The 18,128-nt window shown below is 63.4% G+C and carries 16 protein-coding genes; 12 read left to right on the top strand and 4 right to left on the bottom strand.

Features of this window, described 5'->3' with window-relative positions; translation table 11 throughout:
* Positions 1–132 precede the first annotated feature (132 nt).
* From mihF to IV500_RS12795, 6 genes are all read left to right on the top strand, one after another.
* Positions 133–453 (top strand): integration host factor, actinobacterial type, encoded by a 321-nt coding sequence (gene mihF / locus IV500_RS12820; protein ID WP_196397196.1) that lies wholly within the window; start codon positions 133–135, stop codon positions 451–453.
* 77 nt (positions 454–530) lie between these two features.
* Positions 531–1,085, top strand: a complete 555-nt coding sequence (gmk, locus tag IV500_RS12815; RefSeq protein ID WP_230854921.1) for a guanylate kinase — start codon at positions 531–533, stop codon at positions 1,083–1,085.
* Between the two features lie 35 nt (positions 1,086–1,120).
* Positions 1,121–1,381, top strand: a complete 261-nt coding sequence (gene rpoZ, locus IV500_RS12810) for a DNA-directed RNA polymerase subunit omega (RefSeq protein ID WP_196397194.1) — start codon at positions 1,121–1,123, stop codon at positions 1,379–1,381.
* A gap of 20 nt (positions 1,382–1,401) precedes the next feature.
* Positions 1,402–2,634, top strand: coding sequence for a bifunctional phosphopantothenoylcysteine decarboxylase/phosphopantothenate--cysteine ligase CoaBC (gene coaBC, locus IV500_RS12805; RefSeq protein ID WP_196397221.1), 1,233 nt, complete (start codon positions 1,402–1,404; stop codon positions 2,632–2,634).
* A 163-nt stretch (positions 2,635–2,797) separates the two neighbouring features.
* On the top strand, positions 2,798–3,982 hold the full coding sequence (metK, locus tag IV500_RS12800; protein ID WP_196397220.1) for a methionine adenosyltransferase: 1,185 nt from the start codon (positions 2,798–2,800) through the stop codon (positions 3,980–3,982).
* A gap of 223 nt (positions 3,983–4,205) precedes the next feature.
* Positions 4,206–6,344 (top strand): primosomal protein N', encoded by a 2,139-nt coding sequence (locus IV500_RS12795; protein ID WP_196397219.1) that lies wholly within the window; start codon positions 4,206–4,208, stop codon positions 6,342–6,344.
* 12 nt (positions 6,345–6,356) lie between these two features.
* Here IV500_RS12795 and IV500_RS12790 read toward each other — a convergent pair whose 3' ends face one another.
* The 3 genes from IV500_RS12790 to IV500_RS12780 are packed head-to-tail and all read right to left on the bottom strand — an operon-like array spanning position 6,357 to position 9,353.
* Positions 6,357–7,436 carry a glycosyltransferase family 4 protein gene (locus IV500_RS12790; protein ID WP_196397218.1) on the bottom strand — a complete coding sequence of 360 codons (1,080 nt, stop codon included), beginning with the start codon at positions 7,434–7,436 and terminating at the stop codon, positions 6,357–6,359.
* Between the two features lie 29 nt (positions 7,437–7,465).
* Positions 7,466–8,491: an alpha/beta fold hydrolase gene (locus IV500_RS12785; RefSeq protein ID WP_196397193.1), complete on the bottom strand. Its 1,026-nt coding sequence runs from the start codon at positions 8,489–8,491 to the stop codon at positions 7,466–7,468.
* Positions 8,492–8,513: 22 nt separating this feature from the next.
* Positions 8,514–9,353 carry an aldo/keto reductase gene (locus tag IV500_RS12780; protein WP_196397192.1) on the bottom strand — a complete coding sequence of 280 codons (840 nt, stop codon included), beginning with the start codon at positions 9,351–9,353 and terminating at the stop codon, positions 8,514–8,516.
* Between the two features lie 132 nt (positions 9,354–9,485).
* Here IV500_RS12780 and IV500_RS12775 point away from each other — a divergent pair, with 132 nt between their 5' ends.
* The 3 genes from IV500_RS12775 (at position 9,486) to IV500_RS12765 (ending at position 12,503) form a co-directional block, all read left to right on the top strand.
* Positions 9,486–10,574, top strand: a complete 1,089-nt coding sequence (locus tag IV500_RS12775; protein WP_196397191.1) for a LolA family protein — start codon at positions 9,486–9,488, stop codon at positions 10,572–10,574.
* Positions 10,571–11,623 (top strand): ABC transporter ATP-binding protein, encoded by a 1,053-nt coding sequence (locus IV500_RS12770; protein WP_196397190.1) that lies wholly within the window; start codon positions 10,571–10,573, stop codon positions 11,621–11,623. The genes IV500_RS12775 and IV500_RS12770 overlap by 4 nt, the downstream gene beginning before the upstream one ends.
* A 97-nt stretch (positions 11,624–11,720) precedes the next feature.
* Positions 11,721–12,503, top strand: a complete 783-nt coding sequence (locus tag IV500_RS12765) for a DUF2705 family protein (RefSeq protein ID WP_230854900.1) — start codon at positions 11,721–11,723, stop codon at positions 12,501–12,503.
* A 70-nt stretch (positions 12,504–12,573) separates the two neighbouring features.
* On the opposite strand, the gene IV500_RS12760 is transcribed toward IV500_RS12765, so the two are convergent.
* Positions 12,574–13,584, bottom strand: a complete 1,011-nt coding sequence (locus IV500_RS12760) for a sugar-binding transcriptional regulator (protein ID WP_196397188.1) — start codon at positions 13,582–13,584, stop codon at positions 12,574–12,576.
* A gap of 216 nt (positions 13,585–13,800) precedes the next feature.
* Here IV500_RS12760 and IV500_RS12755 point away from each other — a divergent pair, with 216 nt between their 5' ends.
* From IV500_RS12755 to glpK, 3 genes are all read left to right on the top strand, one after another.
* The gene (locus IV500_RS12755; RefSeq protein ID WP_196397217.1) at positions 13,801–15,573 is read left to right on the top strand and encodes a glycerol-3-phosphate dehydrogenase/oxidase; all 1,773 of its coding nucleotides are present in this window, start codon (positions 13,801–13,803) and stop codon (positions 15,571–15,573) included.
* A 139-nt stretch (positions 15,574–15,712) separates the two neighbouring features.
* Complete coding sequence (locus IV500_RS12750; RefSeq protein ID WP_196397187.1) at positions 15,713–16,453, top strand: MIP/aquaporin family protein; 741 nt, start codon at positions 15,713–15,715, stop codon at positions 16,451–16,453.
* A 63-nt stretch (positions 16,454–16,516) separates the two neighbouring features.
* Positions 16,517–18,031, top strand: coding sequence for a glycerol kinase GlpK (gene glpK / locus IV500_RS12745; RefSeq protein WP_196397216.1), 1,515 nt, complete (start codon positions 16,517–16,519; stop codon positions 18,029–18,031).
* Positions 18,032–18,128 lie beyond the last annotated feature (97 nt).

Genomic DNA, 18,128 nt, shown 5'->3' with positions numbered 1-18,128 from the left:
CGGGGAATGGCTGCAGGTGCTGCTACCTACTTGGGGATCGGGGCGGATTGATTTTGTCTCCCCGGTGCGGATAGGTTCAGGAGAAGTCATTCCCGTCCGGCGCCCTCCGCCCCAGCTTCCAAGGAGTTCCTCGTGAATCTGCGCCCATTGACGGCACAAGAACGAACTGCAGCACTGGCCAAGGCGACTGCGGCCCGCACCACGCGGGCGGCCGTGAAACATAAACTGAAGACAGGCACCGTCACCGTGGCGGAGGTCCTGACCGTCGGCGATGGCGATGAGGCAATCGGCCGGTTGAAGACCAGCGAATTGCTCCAAGCCCTGCCCGGCATCGGAAAGGTACGCGCAACAGTGATCATGAATAAGGTCGGTATTTCCCCGACACGCCGGCTCCGTGGACTCGGGATTCATCAGCGCAAAGCACTGATTGAATTTTTGGGCCAAGACTCGTGACAGCTGATCCCGCGCGAAGCGAGTCGGTCACAACCGAGGAGACAGCCGCTGGCAAGGGCACGAAGGCTGCCACCGGGCTGACGGTCCTGGCGGGCCCCACCGCAGTCGGGAAAGGTACCGTCTCGACGTATATTCGGGATAATTACCCACAGGTCTGGCTTTCCGTTTCGGCCACCACGAGGGCGGCACGGCCCGGTGAGGTCGACGGCGTGCATTATTTTTTCAAGGCCCATGCGGAATTTGATGAGCTGGCCGCACGCGGCGAATTTCTGGAGTGGGCGGTCGTGCACGGGCAGAACCGCTATGGCACACTCCGGAGCACCGTGCAGAAAGCGATTTCCGAGGGAAAGTCTGTGCTGCTGGAGATCGATCTGCAGGGTGCCCGGCAGGTCAAGAATGCTGTTCCGGAGGCAAATTTTGTCTTTCTGGCACCGCCGACCTGGGAAGAATTGGTTCGCCGGCTGGTGGGTCGGGGAACCGAAACACCGGAGGAACAGCGCCGACGGCTGGAAACGGCTAAACTGGAACTTGCTGCCGAGCCGGAGTTCGACCACACCATCGTAAATGATGACGTTCAACGGGCGGCAGACGAGCTCGTTTCATTAATGGGGCTGACGCCCAATCCACGCTGATTGGCGTTGTAAACCTACCGGATTTTGGAGAATTTGTGGCTACCAAGCTTGAAGGCATCATCAACCCGCCGATCGATTCACTGCTCGAGGCAGCGGATTCGAAATACGGCCTCGTCATTTTCGGTGCCAAGCGGGCGCGTCAGATCAACGCCTACTACGCTCAGCTGCACGAGGGCCTGTTTGAATACGTCGGTCCGCTGGTGGATACCCGGCTGAATGAGAAATCCCTTTCGATCGCATTCCGCGAGATCAACGAGGGAATGTTGGTTTCCACCCCCATTGAGGCCGCTGAGTAGCAGCCCGCTCCGTGTCGCCACTGAACATTGTCCTGGGAGTAGGCGGCGGCATTGCGGCCTACAAGGTGGCGTCACTGCTGCGCCTTTTTACCGAGGCCGGCCACGACGTCCGGGTTATTCCTACGTCGGCCTCGGCGCAGTTCGTTGGCGCGGCCACGTGGGAGGCGCTTTCGGGTAAAACCGTCTCCAACAACGTTTTTGACGACGTTGACAAGGTCAATCACGTCCGGCTGGGGCACGAGGCGGACCTGATAGTCATCGCTCCAGCCACGGCCGATCTGCTGGCACGTGCCGCTGCCGGCCTGGCGGATGATCTGCTGACCACTACCTTGCTGATGGCGCGAGGTCCGGTGCTGTTTGCTCCGGCCATGCACAGCGAGATGTGGCAGCATGCCGCCACAGCCGCCAACGTCGCCACTCTGCGCGGTCGCGGTAGCACGGTGCTGGAACCGGCAGTGGGCCGGCTGACCGGCGCGGACTCAGGACCGGGGCGACTTCCCGAACCGGAACAGATCTTTGCCGCGGCACTGGCGCTGGTGAACCGTGAAGCGGCCGGCGAGCTTTCGTCTGCCCGGGCACTGGCCGGCCGGACCGTGACGATCAGCGCCGGCGGTACCCGCGAACCCTTGGACCCGGTGCGGTTCCTCGGCAACAGGTCCTCCGGGAAGCAAGGCGTTGCGCTGGCCGCAGCGGCCCTGCAATCCGGGGCCAAAGTCCGCTTGATCGCCGCCCACATGGACGTTGCGGTTCCGACCGGGGTGGAGCTGATCACGGTGGAAACGGCTTTAGAACTCCGGGACGCGGCGCTGAGCGCTGCGGAGGACTCCGACGTGGTGATTATGGCCGCTGCTGTAGCGGATTTCCGGCCGGCGCATGCGTCTGCAAGCAAAATCAAGAAACAAGACGACGTCGCCGATCCGGTCATAACACTGGTCCGGAACCCGGATGTCCTTCTCGAGTTGGTCCGCGACCGGACACGCACCGGGCGAAGGCAGATTATTGTGGGCTTCGCCGCAGAAACCGGAGACGAACAATCCGACGTTCTGGAGTATGCCCGGGCAAAGCTGCAACGCAAGGGATGCGACCTGTTGGTCGTCAACCAGGTCGGTGTCGACAAGGTCTTCGGCCTTGATCAAACCGAGGTGGTCATTCTCGATTGCAGCGGCGTTGAGCCGGTGATAGCGGCGGGCAGTAAAACCGACGTCGCGGGTGCCGTCATCTCCCTGGTCAGCGACCGGTTGACTGCCACATAAAATTTACCGCCGTCGGCACAGGTGCTCCGCCATCCGCAGGGTTCCCCGCTGTCGGCACGGGGTTGCCGCCGTCGGTCTCTGGGCCGTGACCATCCGTGACCTGCGCCCCGGACGGTGCCACTGAAGGAAGTAGAGTGGATAAGTGACTTCAGCTAAAGGCCGTATGCGCCTGTTTACCTCCGAATCCGTGACCGAAGGTCACCCGGACAAAATCTGCGACCAGATCAGCGACTCGATCCTGGATGCATTGCTCGCGAAGGACCCAAATTCACGGGTAGCGGTTGAAACAATGGCTACGACGGGCCTTGTCCATGTGGCGGGTGAAGTCACCACCGAGGCCTACGTGGAGATCCCGCATCTGGTCCGCCAGACGATTTTGAACATTGGCTACGACTCCTCGGCCAACGGCTTTGACGGTGCACGGTGCGGCGTTTCGGTCTCGATCGGCCAGCAGTCCCCGGACATTTACGACGGCGTTTTCAACGCTCTGGAAGTCCGCGAGGGGACAGCGCTGGATGAGTACGACCAGCAGGGGGCCGGCGACCAGGGCATTATGTTCGGCTATGCCAGCGATGAAACCGCACAGTTCATGCCGACGCCGATCTATTTGGCGCACCGACTGTCCGAACGGTTGGCGGAGGTCCGAAAATCGGGGCTGCTGTCCTATCTTCGTCCGGATGGTAAGACCCAGGTGACAGTAGGATACGACGGCGACAAACCCGTTTCCGTGCAGACCGTCGTCATTTCCAGCCAGCATGCGCAGGAAGCGCCGTTGGGGCAGCTGCGTGAGGATTTGGCGCGCTACGTGATCGATCCCGTGCTGGCGAAGTCCAACCTGGACATTTCGCACGTCAAGAACATCCTGAACCCGGCAGGTCCTTTCGTGGTTGGCGGACCTGTCGGGGATGCCGGACTGACCGGACGCAAAATTATTGTGGATACCTACGGGGGTATGGCACGGCATGGCGGCGGGGCATTCTCCGGCAAGGACCCGTCCAAGGTGGACCGCTCCGCAGCCTACGCCATGCGCTGGGTAGCCAAGAACGTGGTGGCCGCCGGACTGGCGAGCCGGGCGGAGATCCAGATTGCCTACGCGATCGGGCAGGCACGGCCGGTGGGAACATATGTGGAGACTTTTGGCACGGAAACGGTGGACCCCGACCGGATCAGCGATGCCATCGACGAGATCTTTGACCTCCGTCCGCAGGCGATCATCAATGACCTGCAGCTCAAGCGGCCGATCTATGCCAAAACCGCAGCGCACGGGCACTTTGGCCGCGATGACCCTGACTTCACCTGGGAGAACCTCGACCGGGTGGACGCCCTGAAGACGTTCTTTAACGCCTAGTTCCGGCGTGCGGTACCGATGTCTGCGGGCCGTGGTCAGCTGAGCGTGACTGGTAGTCCACCGGTGTGAAGTACAGACGGGATGCCCGGCCGCCAATTAGGGATGCACGGACGGCAATTACGGATGTGAACCACCGGCGCAAGTTACGGATGTGAAACGCAAACGTGAAGCACAGCGGTCGCGTGAAGCAGCGAAGTAAACCGCAGTAGTGAAGGAGCTGATCATGCCGGCCGATGGCGGCTCCGTTGTTCAGCCCTCGCTGCTGCAGGGGTTTGTGACGCATCAGCCCAAACCTGACCCCTATAGCGCGGTGGTGCTGGCCAAGTACTTGCCTGTGGCACGGGTGCTGATCGAGTCGTCCCTGCCGCATCTGGACCGGCTCTTTGATTACAGCGTTCCTGCCGAGCTCGCCGGGCAGGCGCAGCCAGGAGTGCGCGTCAAGGTCAGGTTTGCGGGCCAGAATCTGAATGGATTCCTCACTTCCCGCGCCGAAACCTCGGAAAGCAGTCGCCTCACGCCCCTGACCAAGATAGTCAGTTCCGTTCCGGTGCTGACGCCGTCCGTGCTCATGCTGGCCGAAGCGGTGGCTGCACGCTATGCGGGGACCGTCAGCGACGTGCTCCGTGTAGCCGTCCCTCCGCGGGTGGCGAGCCTGGATAAGCAATACGCCGATAAGCAATACGGGCCCACCACCGAGGCACCGGCTCCTGCTTTGAACACGCAGCCGCCGTCGCAGCCGCAGCCGCCGTCGCCGTCACTCTTTCAGGGATACCGCAACGCCGGTGCCTTTCTAAGCCATCTGGCTGCCGGCGGGAACCCGCGCGGAGTTCTGTCCGCGCTGCAGGGTTTCGGCAAAAACTCCTGGCACCACCAAGTGGCCCACGCCATCGCCACCTGCCACGCGTCAGGAAGGGGCGCCGTCGCCGTCGTGCCCGATCAGCGGGACCTGCTCCTGCTTGAGCAGGCCGTCGCCGCAGTGCTGCCGGCAGATTCCTTCGTCCGGCTGACGGCGGAAGACGGCCCTAACCTGCGCTACCGGAATTTTCTGCGGGTCCTTAGCGGGGAGGTGACAGTGGTGCTCGGAACCAGATCTGCGGCCTTTGCACCGGTCACGAATCCCGGGCTCTTTTGCTGCTGGGACGACGGCGATGACCTGCATGTCGAGCGGCGGGCGCCGTATCAGCACGCCCGCGATGTGCTGCTGCTGCGCGCCGGTCAGGACGGTGCCGCGCTGCTGCTCGCGGGCCACACCCGGAGCACGGAGGCTCAGCGGCTGCTCAACAGCGGATGGGCCCAGCCAATTTACCCGGAGCGCACCCTCGCGCGTGCTGTGACGGCGCGGATCATTAGCACGGCCGACAGCTTTGAACAGGCACGTGATCCGTTGGCCGCCGTCGCCCGACTGCCGCAGCGGGCGTGGCAGAGCGCGAAGGAAGCGCTCAAACGGGGGCCGGTCCTGGTCCAGGTGGCACGTGCCGGGTACGCGCCGAGTCTGGCCTGTCAGCGTTGCCGGGAATCGGCGCGCTGCCTGACTTGCGGCGGCCCGCTGATGGAACTTCCGGCGCGAGGCAACCAAAGTGCCGTCCTGGCGTGCCGCTGGTGCGCCGCCCCGGGGAATGATCACAGCTGTCCCACCTGCGGTTCACGGGAACTGCGCCGCGTTGTCGTCGGGGCCGGGCGGACAGCAGAGGAACTCGGCAGGGCTTTTCCGGGTGTGACGGTCCTTGCCTCTGCGGGAGATCATGTAAAGGCCCGGATTCCGGACAAACCCGCGCTGGTGGTGGCGACGGTGGGTGCCGAACCGCTGGCGCCGGCCGGGTACGCCGCGGCTCTCCTGCTCGACGGGGACACCTTGCTGCGGCGCGAGTCCCTGCGCTCCGGCGAGGACGCCCTGCGCCGGTGGTTCAACGCGAGCGCGCTGGTTCGACCGGCGAAGGAGGGCGGAGTGGTGGTGGTGACAGCGGACGACGCCCAAGTAGTCGGTGCCTTGGTTCGCTGGGACCCCGCCGGTTACGCCGAGCGCGAGCTGGCCCTCCGGCAGGAATTAGGGCTTCCGCCGGCTACCCGTATTGCCTCCATCACCGGGCCGGAGTCTGCCGTGGAAGCATTCGTGGGCCAGCTCGACGTTCCCGCCGAGGTTCGGGTGATCGGGCCCGCGCCGGTGGCGCCCGGTCTGCAGAGACCACGATCCGGCAGCTCGCAGGACGGCGATGAGGAGGCCGAATACCGGACGCTGCTTTTCTTTTCCTACACGCTGGCCCCGCGGATCATCGCTTCGCTGCGGGCACTTAAGGCGGCGAACGCGGCCAAACGCAGCGGCACACCAGTGCAGGTCAGATGCGACGGCTTGGATGTGCTGTAGCTTTGCGTCCGGCTAAAGCCGTGGGCGCCGGGTGCTAAGTTCCTCGGCAATCTCCAGCAGCTCACGCGCCGAGGTGTCCCAGCTGAATTTGGCTGCCTGCAGCACGGACTCGGTGGACCGCTGGCTCCAGATTTCGGGATCGGCGAGGGCAAGGACGGCGGCGGCAAAGCCGGCGGGCGAGTCGGCCGCTACATAGGAGGCCGCGTCGCCGCCCACCTCCTTGAAGATTGGCGTGTCGCTGACCACCACCGGTGTCCCCAGCGACATGGCCTCCACCAGCGGCAGTCCGTAGCCTTCTGCCTTGGACAGCGTCACCAGCGCGGTCGCGCGCAGCAGCAGCTCGTCGTATTCGGCGTCGCTCACGCCATTATGGAAAATAACCTGCGCCCCCGCAGGCACCAGCGGCTCCAGCTCAGCCCGCCGCTGGTCAGTGATCCGGCTGAGTAGGTGGAGGGAAAACCCGTCCAATCCTGCCATCCCGCGGATCAGTGTCTCGACGTTCTTGTAAGGCATGAAGGACCCCATGTAAATCAGTGCCTTTTCCGGCGGCACAGAGGGGCTGCGCGGGGCCCTTTGATCCTGTGGCGCGTTCCCGATAATCCGCACCGGCCGCCGGGTCAAGCGGTGCTGGCGCATCAGCGACTCGGTGGTCGTGCTGATGGTGGTCACCACATCGGCACGATTGAGCAGCAGCCGCTGGGGCCAGTACGCCTTGTGGTACAGCCGCCAGAGCAGGCGCACCGGTGCGGGCAGAAAGCCCGGCGGTGCCGGATGCTCATAATAAATCAGGTCGTGCAGTGTGAGCACCAGCGGATATTTGCGTCCCCAGCTGCCCATAGTCTGCATTGGACAGAAGACCATGTCGGGGCTAAGGCCGTTGACCCGGCGGGCCACAAAAAGCTCCCGCGGCGACAACGGACTGCTGATTTTCGCGTACGGCACGTCGGGGAGCAGCGCCAGCTGGCGGTCATCGCTGATCAGCATGGTCACGTCCGCCAGAGGTGCGACGGCGGCAATCAGGGAGGCGCCGTAGCGGCTGATGCCGTCGTGATGGTCAAACCGGGTAAAGCGTGCGTCTATGACGATCTTCAGCTTTCCCGTCTTGGCGTCGTTATCCGCACTCATGCGCTCTGCCCCGGTTGCGCGGCGGAGGATTCCGGCCGCTGCGCCAGGAAAGCCACGATGGCGCCGGCCGCCGGAACAGGAGTCTCGTAATGGATTAGATGGCCGACGGCGGGAATCACCACCAGCTTGGCGTCCGGCAGGAGCTCCAGCAGTTTGTACTGCGTGGGCAGGGTGGCGATTTCGTCCTCGGCTCCGGCGATCAGCAGGACCGGCAGGGTCAGCTGCGAAGCCACCTGTCGGACGGTTCCTCCGACCGAGGCGCGAAATGACTGCAGCAGCATGCCGCGGTCGGCGAAGAGCGAGAAGTAAGCGTGGTGCTGCTGGTGGATGAAACGCAGCAGCGCCTGGTCCTTGGTTTTGGCCATCGTGACGCTCATGAGGTGCACGATGGTCTTGCTTCGCAGCAGCGCGTTCCCCGCCCTGGCCGGAAGCCGGGCGGAGGCCAGATAGTAAAACTCGGCCAGTTTGGAGAGGATGCCTTTGGGCCCCTCCAGAGCGGGTGCTGCGATCGGATTAATCAGAATCAGCTCGCGGACTTTTCCCGGGTGCTCTGCCACGAAGTGGCTGGCGACAATTGAGCCGAACGAATGTCCGAGCAAAACGGTGCCCGGGCCCAGGTCCAGTGCCGCCATAAAGTCAGCAAGGAATCGACCGTAGGATGGCACGTCATGGGGCGCATCGATGAGTGCGGCCGAGGTGCCGAAACCGGGAAGATCGGGCATGATGACACGTACTCCCGGCAGCTGTTCAACAACCCGTTCCAGGCCATGATGGTCACCTCGGAAGCCGTGCACCACCAATAGGGTCCGCGGCTCCTGCACTGCGGTGAGCTGCGTGCCAGTCGGGGCCGCAGAGTACTGCCAGTAGTCGATCCGTGCGCCGCGGATGGTCACCGTGTGCCGGCTGCGCCGGGCGTCGAGGTCTACTGTGATGTCTGTCAACGAGAAGCCGTCCGTTTCAGATCGGGGTGCAGGGGGAGCCGCCGGGGTAGTCAATCGACCCTGCTCATCGACCTTACCCATTGACCGTGCTCATGGACCTAAGCTAATTGACCCGGCCCGGATCAGATCCGGACCGATGGCCACGGTCCAGAGCCGCAATGGCGGCCATGGCGCCGTCGTCGAGCTGGAAATCAAAAATGTCCCGGTTCTCCCGGATCCGGGCCGGCGAGCTGGCCTTCGGAATGACGATATTGCCGAGCTGGATGTGCCAGCGTAAAACCACTTGGGCTACGCTGCGTCCGAGCCCGGCTGCAATCCTTAACAGCACCGGGTCGGTCAGCAGCTGGCCGCGGGCCAGCGGACTCCACGCCTCGGTCAGGATGCCGGCCTCGCGATTGACGGCCCGCACTTCATTCTGCTGCAGCCAGGGATGCAGCTCCACCTGATTGACGGCGGGCACCACATCGGTGGCGTCCAGCAGCCTGCGCAGATGTTCCGGTTCAAAATTGCAGACGCCGATCGCCCGGACGCGGCCGTCGTGGTATAGCCGCTCGAGGGCACGGTAGGTCTGGATATACAGGTCCTGCTCCGGGCACGGCCAATGAATCAGGTACAGATCCACATATTCGAGCCCGAGCTTGTGCAGGGATTCATCAAAGGCAGTCAGGGTGCGGTCAAATCCGTGGCTGTCATTCCAGACTTTGGTGGTGACAACGACGCCCTCGCGGCTGAGCGGACCGCCGTCGCCCGTGGCCTGCCGGACCGCCCGGCCCACTCCCGCTTCATTGGCGTACAGCGCGGCGGTATCGATGCTGCGGTAGCCGGCCTCCAGCGCCTGGCTGACGAGGGCAAAGCTGTCCGCGGCCGGGACCTTGTAGACCCCGTACCCCAGCTGCCCGATCTCTACACCGTTGTTCAGGGTCACGTTGGGCACTTGTCGCATGACTACGACTCTACCGAGCCGGAGGTCCGGATCGGTGCAGCGCGGGAGGCCCCCTATGAAGTCGTGTCCCCGCGGCGTAAAGTTGGTGCATGAATTGCCGAATCCGAGGCTTGCTTTGATGAGCGATCCATCATGACCCGACTATGGCTACGCTGGCTCCCTGCGGTTGTGGTGCCTGCGGTTATCGCCGCCGGTGCGCTGGCCGGGTCCTTTCAGGCGAGCGCGGCAGATAATCTGCCGGCGAAAACGCCGGAGCAGGTGTTGGCGATGGTCGGTGCAGATACCGTGAGGGCACTGTCGGGGACGCTGGAACAGACGTCGGAGCTGGGACTGCCGCAGCTGCCCGCCGGTGCGCCGTCGTCGAGCGCCGACATGGCCTCTGCTCTTGACTTGCTGGCTGCCCCACACACCGCGCGGATTTATCTTGACGGTCCGGCAAACGCCCGTGTGCAGGTGATGGATCAGCTCGCCGAGCGGGACGTGATCCGACATGGAAATGAGGTATGGACGTACAGTTCCAAGGACAACTCGGTAACTCACGAAACACTCCCTGCCGCCGGCCTAAAAGGGAAAACTGCTGCCGCGACGCCGCAGCTGCAAACGCCTGATCAACTGGCGCAGCGCATGCTGGCCGCCCTTGATGCCAGCACAACCGTGACGGTGGGCCAGGACACCTCGGTGGCCGGACGCCCGGCCTATGCTCTGGTGCTCACTCCACGCAGTGCGGACACGCTAGTTGGATCGGTTTCGATTGCGGTCGACTCCCAGACCGGGCTGCCGCTGAGCGTGGCCGTGCAGGCCAGGGGCCAGGAGAAGCCTGCCTTCCGGCTGGTTTTCACCGACCTCGTCCTGCAGGCGCCGTCGGCCGATCTGTTCGCCTTCACGCCGCCGCCCGGCGCCCACATCACCCAACGCACACGCCCGCAGCAGGCTGACGAGCGGCCGCCGGGGGAGCCCCGTGCTCCCGGTGGGAACAGTGGCAGCGCGACTCCCGCGCACACGGTTTCCGGCCAGGGCTGGGATACCGTGATCGCACTGCCGGCAACCGCAATGCCGGCCGATCTGACGGCGTCGCCGCTGCTCGGGCACGCGGCACAGGCGGTCGACGGCGGCCGGTTGATTTCCACATCGCTGGTGAACGTTTTGCTGACCAACGACGGGCGGATTTTCGCGGGGTCGGTTCCGCTGGCGCGACTGCAGTCCGCGGCCGCCGAGCGGTGACCGCCGAAGAACGTTCCGCTGAACTGGCGATAGAAACCCGTGGGCTGACCAAGACGTTCGGGCACCAAGTGGCAGTAAACGGCATTGATTTGGCCGTTCCACGCGGTGCCGTGTTCGGTTTCCTCGGACCAAACGGGTCCGGGAAGACAACGACCATCCGGATGCTGCTCGGCTTGGCCGCTGCGACGAGCGGGCAGGCCCGGGTGTTGGGACGGGATATGCCCCGCAGCCTCCGGGAGGTATTGCCGCTGGTAGGTGCGCTGATCGAAGGACCGGCGTTCTATCCGTTCCTCTCCGGTGCAGCGAACCTGCACCGGCTCGATACTGCGGACCGCGACGCGCCGTCCAGAACGCGCGCAGCCCGGGTGCACCTGGCGCTCGAGCGCGTCGGGCTGACGCAGGCGGCGGGTAAAAAAGTCCGTGCGTATTCCCTGGGGATGAAGCAGAGGCTGGGCATCGCGAATGCCTTGCTGGCACCACGGGAACTGCTGGTCCTGGATGAGCCGACGAATGGGCTGGACCCGCAGGGAACCCGGGAGGTCCGTGCCTTGGTGCGTCTACTGGCCGCCGGGGGCACGACGGTGTTCGTATCCAGCCACCTTCTTGGCGAGGTGGAGCAGATGTGCACACATGCGGCGGTGATGAGCGCCGGGAGGCTGGTGGCCCAGGGCACTCTCGATGAATTGCGCCGGTCGGGCACGTCCCGGGTGCAGGTCCGAACGCCGGACGCGGAAGCGGCGCGGCGCGTGCTGGCGGGCCTGGGTCTGGCGGCGGAAGACGCAGGCCGGCCGGCGGCCGCCGACGCAGCCGACGGCCTGGTCACGGCCGTGTTGGCTGTGCATCCTGGCGGACCGGACCTCGCTGGCGGGCCGGTTTACGCCGCCGGGCTACAGGAAAGCCTGGCGTCCGGGCGTGCGCCCAAGCCTGAGGAGATCGTCTGCGCCCTGGTCGCAGCGGGAGTGCGGGTGCGGGGTTTTGCAGTGCTGGGAAGCAGCCTGGAGGACAGGTTCGTAGCGCTGACCGGGGAGGGGTTTGATGTTGCCCAGTGACCCCAGTCTGCCCAATGACTCCAATCCGCCCCGTGACCGGCCTGCCACGGCAGGCTGGGCTCGGGCGGGATGGCCCCTGCTGGCCTCGGAATTGCAGATGTTGTTTGGACGCCGGCGAACGTGGGCGATGCTGCTGGTGCTCGCGGCGGTTCCGGTCCTCATCGCCGTCGTAGTTCGGCTCTCTTCCGGGCCGGGTACGCCGGGTCGCGGGCCGGCGTTTTTGGACCGTGTCACGCAGAATGGGCTGTTCGTCGGTGTCACGGGGCTCGTAGTTTCCATCCCGCTGTTCCTGCCGCTGACCATTTCCGTGGTCGCCGGCGACACCATCGCCGGGGAAGGGAGCCTTGGCACGTTGCGGTACCTTTTGGTGGCGCCGGCGGGACGAGTTCGTCTGCTGTTGGTCAAATACGCCGCAGCACTGGCGTTCTGCATTGCGGCGACCCTGGCCGTTGCCGTGCCGGGAGCAGTTGTTGGCGTCCTGCTGTTCCCCGTTGGCCCGGTGACGCTGCTTTCCGGTGACACGATTGGCGTCGGTGCATCGGTGCTGCGCCTGCTGTTGGTGGCAGCTTACGTGATGGTCTCGCTCGTGGGGCTCGCCGCCGTCGGGCTCTTTATTTCGACGCTCACAGACGTGCCGGTCGGCGCGATGGCCGCGACGATAGTCCTCACGGTGGTGTCCGCTGTACTTGACGCGCTGCCGCAGGTCACGTGGCTGCATCCGTGGCTCTTCAGCCATTATTGGTTCGACTTCGCTGACCTGCTGCGCCAACCCGTGTCGTGGAGTTCCTTCGGCGCCAATGCCTGGCTGCAGGCCGGATATATTGCTGTTTTTGGTGCGCTGGCCTATGGCAGATTTGCCAGCAAGGACGTGTTGTCCTAAGCCGGGCTGCAATGCCTGCGCGCACTAAGGGGGGCCGCGCTATCTGCCTGCGCGCCGGGGGAAGAGGGCGTTAGCTCGAATAGTCCCGATGCTCTGCCGTGCTGAATTCCGCTGCCCCCGCTGTGTCCGGATCCACAAGGATTCGTGCGGTGGTCTCATCAAGAATGAGGTCCGTGGCCAATCCGGCTGCGAGCGCTCCACGCAGACCACTGATCTTTGACGCCCCGGAGACAACGCACACGCGTCGGCGCACCGTGCGCAGCACATCCAGGTCGGGACCACTGGAGCGCAGGTTCATGGCAATGCCGTCGGAGGATCCGTTCGCGCGGAAGAACACCGTGGCTACATCGCCGACCACATTCCCGGCTGAGAGCGAGTCAAGGTCCGTCTCGTCAAGGTATCCACCGGAATAGACATGGCTGGGAATGTCCGCATCGATGGAACCGACGCCGAATATCGCCATCGTCATCCGTGCCTGCAGATCAAGTATTCTCCGCACGCTGCGTTCATCCCACATAAGCGTCTTGGTTTCCGCATGGTCAAAGAATGCGGGAACGGGAAATTGTTCCACCTTGGCTTCGTAGGCATTACCGAAACGGCGCATAATTTCACTGGCATAAGTAATGCCCGTGGTTTGCGTATTTCCCGCCCCGTTGAGCTGCACAATCGTGCTGCCATGTGTAATTTTCCGGGTCAGGTGGCGGCTTAGCGTGCTCACGGTCGAACCCCAGGCAACTCCAATCACGGCGCTGGAATCCACCAGCGGGCTAATCAGGCGAGCTGCTTGAATACAGACCCGTTCCAGCACCTCCGCCTCGTTGAGCGTATCGAGTACGGGCACCACATGGACGTCGACCCTGAATCTGCTGCGGAGGGCACGTTCCAGCTCCGGCGCGCTGTCCTGTGGACTGCGGATCTGGATCTGCACCAGCCCGCTCTCTCGCGCAGCGGATAACAACCGGGAGACCGTCGAGCGTGAGGTACGCAGTTCGCGTGCAATCGCATCCATCGTCAGATCCTGCAGGTAATACATCTGTGCTGCCCGAAGGCTCTGCGAGGCTGCGCTTCGCTTGGCGGGCATGGCCGCTCCTCCGTTCTGCACGTTTGTGCATACCTGTTGACTATATTTTCCAACTGTCCCAACAATAGTGGGAGAAGGCGCCCAACGGCGCAAACTTCGGGACTCGAAGGGGTCACATTGAGTATCACCGGATCGGCCGGCACACCCGCCGGAGCAGAAAAGCAGAATACCAAGGGGCAGGACTCCCCGGCAGCGGAACCCGCCGCACGCGCAGGCGTGGAGCAGCTGCGCGACAGACCGCACGCCCAGGTCCTGATCATTGGCGGCGGCATCAACGGAGTCGGGACTTTCCGCGACCTGGCCCTGCAGGGAATCGATGTGGCCCTCGTCGAGCGTGGTGACTATTGCCAAGGGGCCAGCGGAGCGTCATCGCACATGATCCACGGCGGCATCCGCTATCTGGAGAACGGGGAATTCCGTCTGGTGCAGGAGTCGGTGGTCGAGCGAAATGGCCTGCTCAACATTGCACCGCACTACGTCAAGCCGCTGAAAACAACCATTCCGATTTTTAGTACTTTTTCCGGTATTTTGGCCGCCCCGCTGCGGTTCCTGACGCATAAGCAGCAGGGCAAACACGTGGAGCGCGGAGCCTTCCTGATCAAGGCCGGCCTGACTCTTTATGATTCGTTTTCCCGCAATGGCGGTTCGGTACCGAGGCATCAGTTCATGGGCCGCAAAACGGCCCTGTCCGAACTGCCGAAGCTGAATCCGGAGATTAAGTACGCGGCAACGTATTTTGACGCGTCGGTGCACAATCCGGAGCGGTTGACACTGGACGTGCTGCAGGACGGCGAAAAGGCAGGTGCCGCAGGCGGTGGTACCACCGGTGCCGGCGACAATACGGCCGGTGTCAGCCAAGCACGCGCCATCAACTATGTGGGCGCTACAGCGGTGACGGACGACGGCGTCGAACTCACCGATCAGCTCACCGGCAAGTCGTTCAGCTTTACGGCCGACGTCGTGGTTAACACCACGGGCGCGTGGGTGGATCAGACCAATGCCGTGTTGGGCGGAGCCACCCGGTATATGGGCGGTACCAAGGGTTCGCACATCGTGCTGGACCATCCGGAGCTGCTCGCAGCCTGCAACGGGCGGGAAATCTTCTTCGAGCACACCGATGGCCGGATCGTCTTGATCTACCCGATGGGCGACCGCGTCCTGGTCGGCACCACCGACATCGACGCCGACATGACCGAGACTCCGGTCTGCACGCCGGAGGAAGTGGACTACTTCTTCGAGCTCATCGGGCATGTTTTTCCCTCGATCCCGATGGACCGCGGGAACATCGTCTATAGTTTCGCCGGCGTGCGTCCGCTGCCCCGCCATGATGAAACGCAGCCCGGATTTGTGTCCAGGGATTACCGGATCGAACGCAGTGAGGTGACCCTCGGTGGGAAGGCAAGCGGCGGCAGGAAGGTGTCCACGTTGAGCCTGGTGGGCGGAAAATGGACCACCTTCCGGGCATTGTCGGAGCACATGGCCGACGATGTGCTCGCCATTTTGGGCAGCGAACGCAAGGTCAGCACCGCCAAGCTCGCCATTGGCGGCGGCGCCGGATTCCCGTGTACGGATGCGGGAATCGAAGCGTGGATCCGCGGCCACGTCACGCCCACCCTGGATGCGACCCGGGCGGGTGTTCTCCTCACCCGCTACGGCACCAGGGCCACCGAAGTGATCGCGTACCTGCAGAACGGGCCATCGGGTCAGGATGGAGCAGACCGGGTCTTTGACTCCACCCCCGAACTGAGCAGCCGTGAGATCGCCTTCATGGTGGAGCACGAGCAGATCGGCCACCTCATTGACGTGCTGATCCGGCGCACCTCGCTCGCTTTCCGAGGGCTGGTCACCGCCGACCTGCTGACCGAAACAGCGCAGGCGCTGGCCGGCCCATTGGGGTGGGACGCCTCCCGCTGCGCCGACGAGATACAGCACGCGCAGGATATTCTGCACCGTTTTCACGGCGTCCAGGATAAAAGCCTGATCGCCTGAATCCCGTCCCCTGGAAGATATTTGCAGGGAAATCGATGGGAAAAGGTGCAAGAACGGTGGTTCACGTTCGGGCCGCTTTACAATGAACCCGTATATAACAGAATAGATTCTGACAACAGAATAGATAAAGGAGTCAAGGATGTCTCTTGGAATTGTGTTCCTATCGGAAATAATGGGAACCATGATGTTGACGCTGCTCGGTTGCGGCGTTGTAGCGAACGTTGCCCTGCGGGGCACAAAAGGTAACGCCGGCGGGTTCCTGATGGTCAACTTTGGCTGGGGTCTTGCCGTGATGGCCGGCGTTTTCGTCGCGGCCAAATCCGGCGCCCAGCTCAACCCCGCAGTGACCATCGGTGTGCTGGTCAGCGGCGCGAAGGAATTTGCCCCCGGTGTCGCGGTCAACGCCGGCAGCGTCTTCACATCCTTAGGTGGAGAAATGATCGGTGCCATCATTGGTGCCGTCCTCTGCTGGTTGGCATACAAGCAGCACTTTGACGCCGAGCCCGACGCCGCGGCAAAACTGGGCGTCTTCTCGACCGGTCCGGCCATCCGTAACTACGGCTGGAACGTAGTGACCGAAATCATCGGCACCTTCGTGCTGGTGTTTGTCATCCTGCTCTTCGGCAAGAGTGCCGCAGGTCTTGGCCCACTGCCGGTTGCCCTCCTCGTCGTCGGAATTGGCGCCTCCCTCGGTGGACCGACCGGTTACGCCATCAACCCGGCCCGTGACCTCGGGCCTCGTATTGCACACGCCTTCCTGCCGATCAAGGGCAAGGGTTCCAGCGACTGGAGCTACTCCTGGGTGCCGGTAGTCGGTCCGCTGATCGGCGGAGTGCTGGCCGGAATTGGCGTGCAGATCATGCCGCTGTTGGTCAAGTAAGCACAGGAGTACGTTAACAGCAGACACACCTGTTCAACGCAGGCATAGCAGAAGGAAACAATGATGTCTCAATATGTAATTGCTATCGATCAAGGAACCACCAGCAGCCGGGCGATCGTTTTCGACCACGACGGCAACATCGTCTCCAGCGGCCAAAAGGAGCACGAGCAGATTTTTCCGAAGGCCGGATGGGTGGAGCACGACGCCGTCGAAATCTGGGACAACACCCGTGAGGTGATCGGGACCGCCCTGTCCAAGGCGAACCTGACCCGGCACGATATTGTCGCCGTCGGCATCACCAATCAGCGTGAAACGGCCGTCGTGTGGGATAAGACCACGGGCAAACCGGTCTACAACGCGATCGTCTGGCAGGACACCCGCACGCAATCCATCGTTGACGAGCTGGCGGCCGACGGCGGCGTCGAGCGTTTCAAGCAAAAGGTCGGCCTGCCGCTGGCCACCTACTTCTCCGGCACCAAGATCAAATGGATCCTGGACAATGTGGACGGCGCACGGGAAAAGGCCGAGGCGGGGGACCTGATCTTCGGCAACACCGACAGCTGGGTCACCTGGAATCTGACGGGCGGCACCGACGGCGGCGTGCATATCACCGACGTCACCAACGCCTCCCGCACCATGTTCATGGATCTGGAGACGCTGTCCTGGGATGATGACATCCTGGCTGCCTTCGGGGTTCCGCGCTCGATGATGCCCGCAATCAAGTCCTCCTCCGAGGTCTACGGTACGGTGCACACCTCTCAGCTGCTGCGCGAGGTCCCTGTTGCAGGAATCCTTGGGGACCAGCAGGCGGCTACCTTCGGTCAGGCGGCGTTTGAAAAGGGCGGCGCCAAGAACACCTACGGGACCGGCAACTTCCTGATCGTCAATACCGGCGAGGAGATTGTGCACTCCAAGAACGGGCTGCTCACCACCGTCTGCTACCGCCTTGGCGACGCAAAGCCGGTTTACGCATTGGAGGGTTCCATTGCCGTCACCGGTTCGCTGATCCAGTGGCTGCGCGATAACTTGGGACTGATTTCCAGCGCGCCAGAGGTGGAAAAGCTTGCCCGCACGGTGGAGGACAACGGCGGCGTATATATTGTGCCGGCGTTCTCGGGACTCTTCGCACCGTATTGGAAGGGCGATGCGCGCGGTGTCATGGTGGGGCTCACGCGCTTTGCCAACAAGGGCCACATTGCCCGGGCGGCATTGGAGGCCACGGCATTCCAGACCCGCGAGGTGCTCGATGCGGCTAACGCCGATGCCGGGGTTGACATGGAGGATCTGCGGGTCGACGGCGGCATGGTCGCCAACGATGCACTGATGCAGTTCCAGGCGGACATCCTCGGGATCCCTGTCATCCGGCCGAAGGTGACCGAAACGACGGCCCTCGGTGCTGCCTATGCGGCCGGGCTGGCGGTTGGTTTCTGGAAGGATACCGAGGAGCTGGCCAAGAACTGGTCTGAGGACAAGCGTTGGGAGCCGAATATGGACGCCGACGAGCGGGACCGGCAACTGCGGTTGTGGAAGAAGGCTGTCACGAAGTCGATGGATTGGGTTGACGCCGACGTAAGGTAAGTGCCCGGTGCCGCTACGCGGCGGCGGACCGCTGATTTCCCGGCGACTGGCCTCGTTCCTCGGCCTCTGACGTCGCCTACATAAATCAGCGGCTCCG

The sequence above is a fragment of the Arthrobacter terrae genome (assembly GCF_015708085.1).
Classification (GTDB): domain Bacteria; phylum Actinomycetota; class Actinomycetes; order Actinomycetales; family Micrococcaceae; genus Arthrobacter_M; species Arthrobacter_M terrae.
The sequence above is the reverse complement of the archived record's forward strand: the minus strand, read 5'-3'. Positions and strand labels throughout refer to the sequence as shown.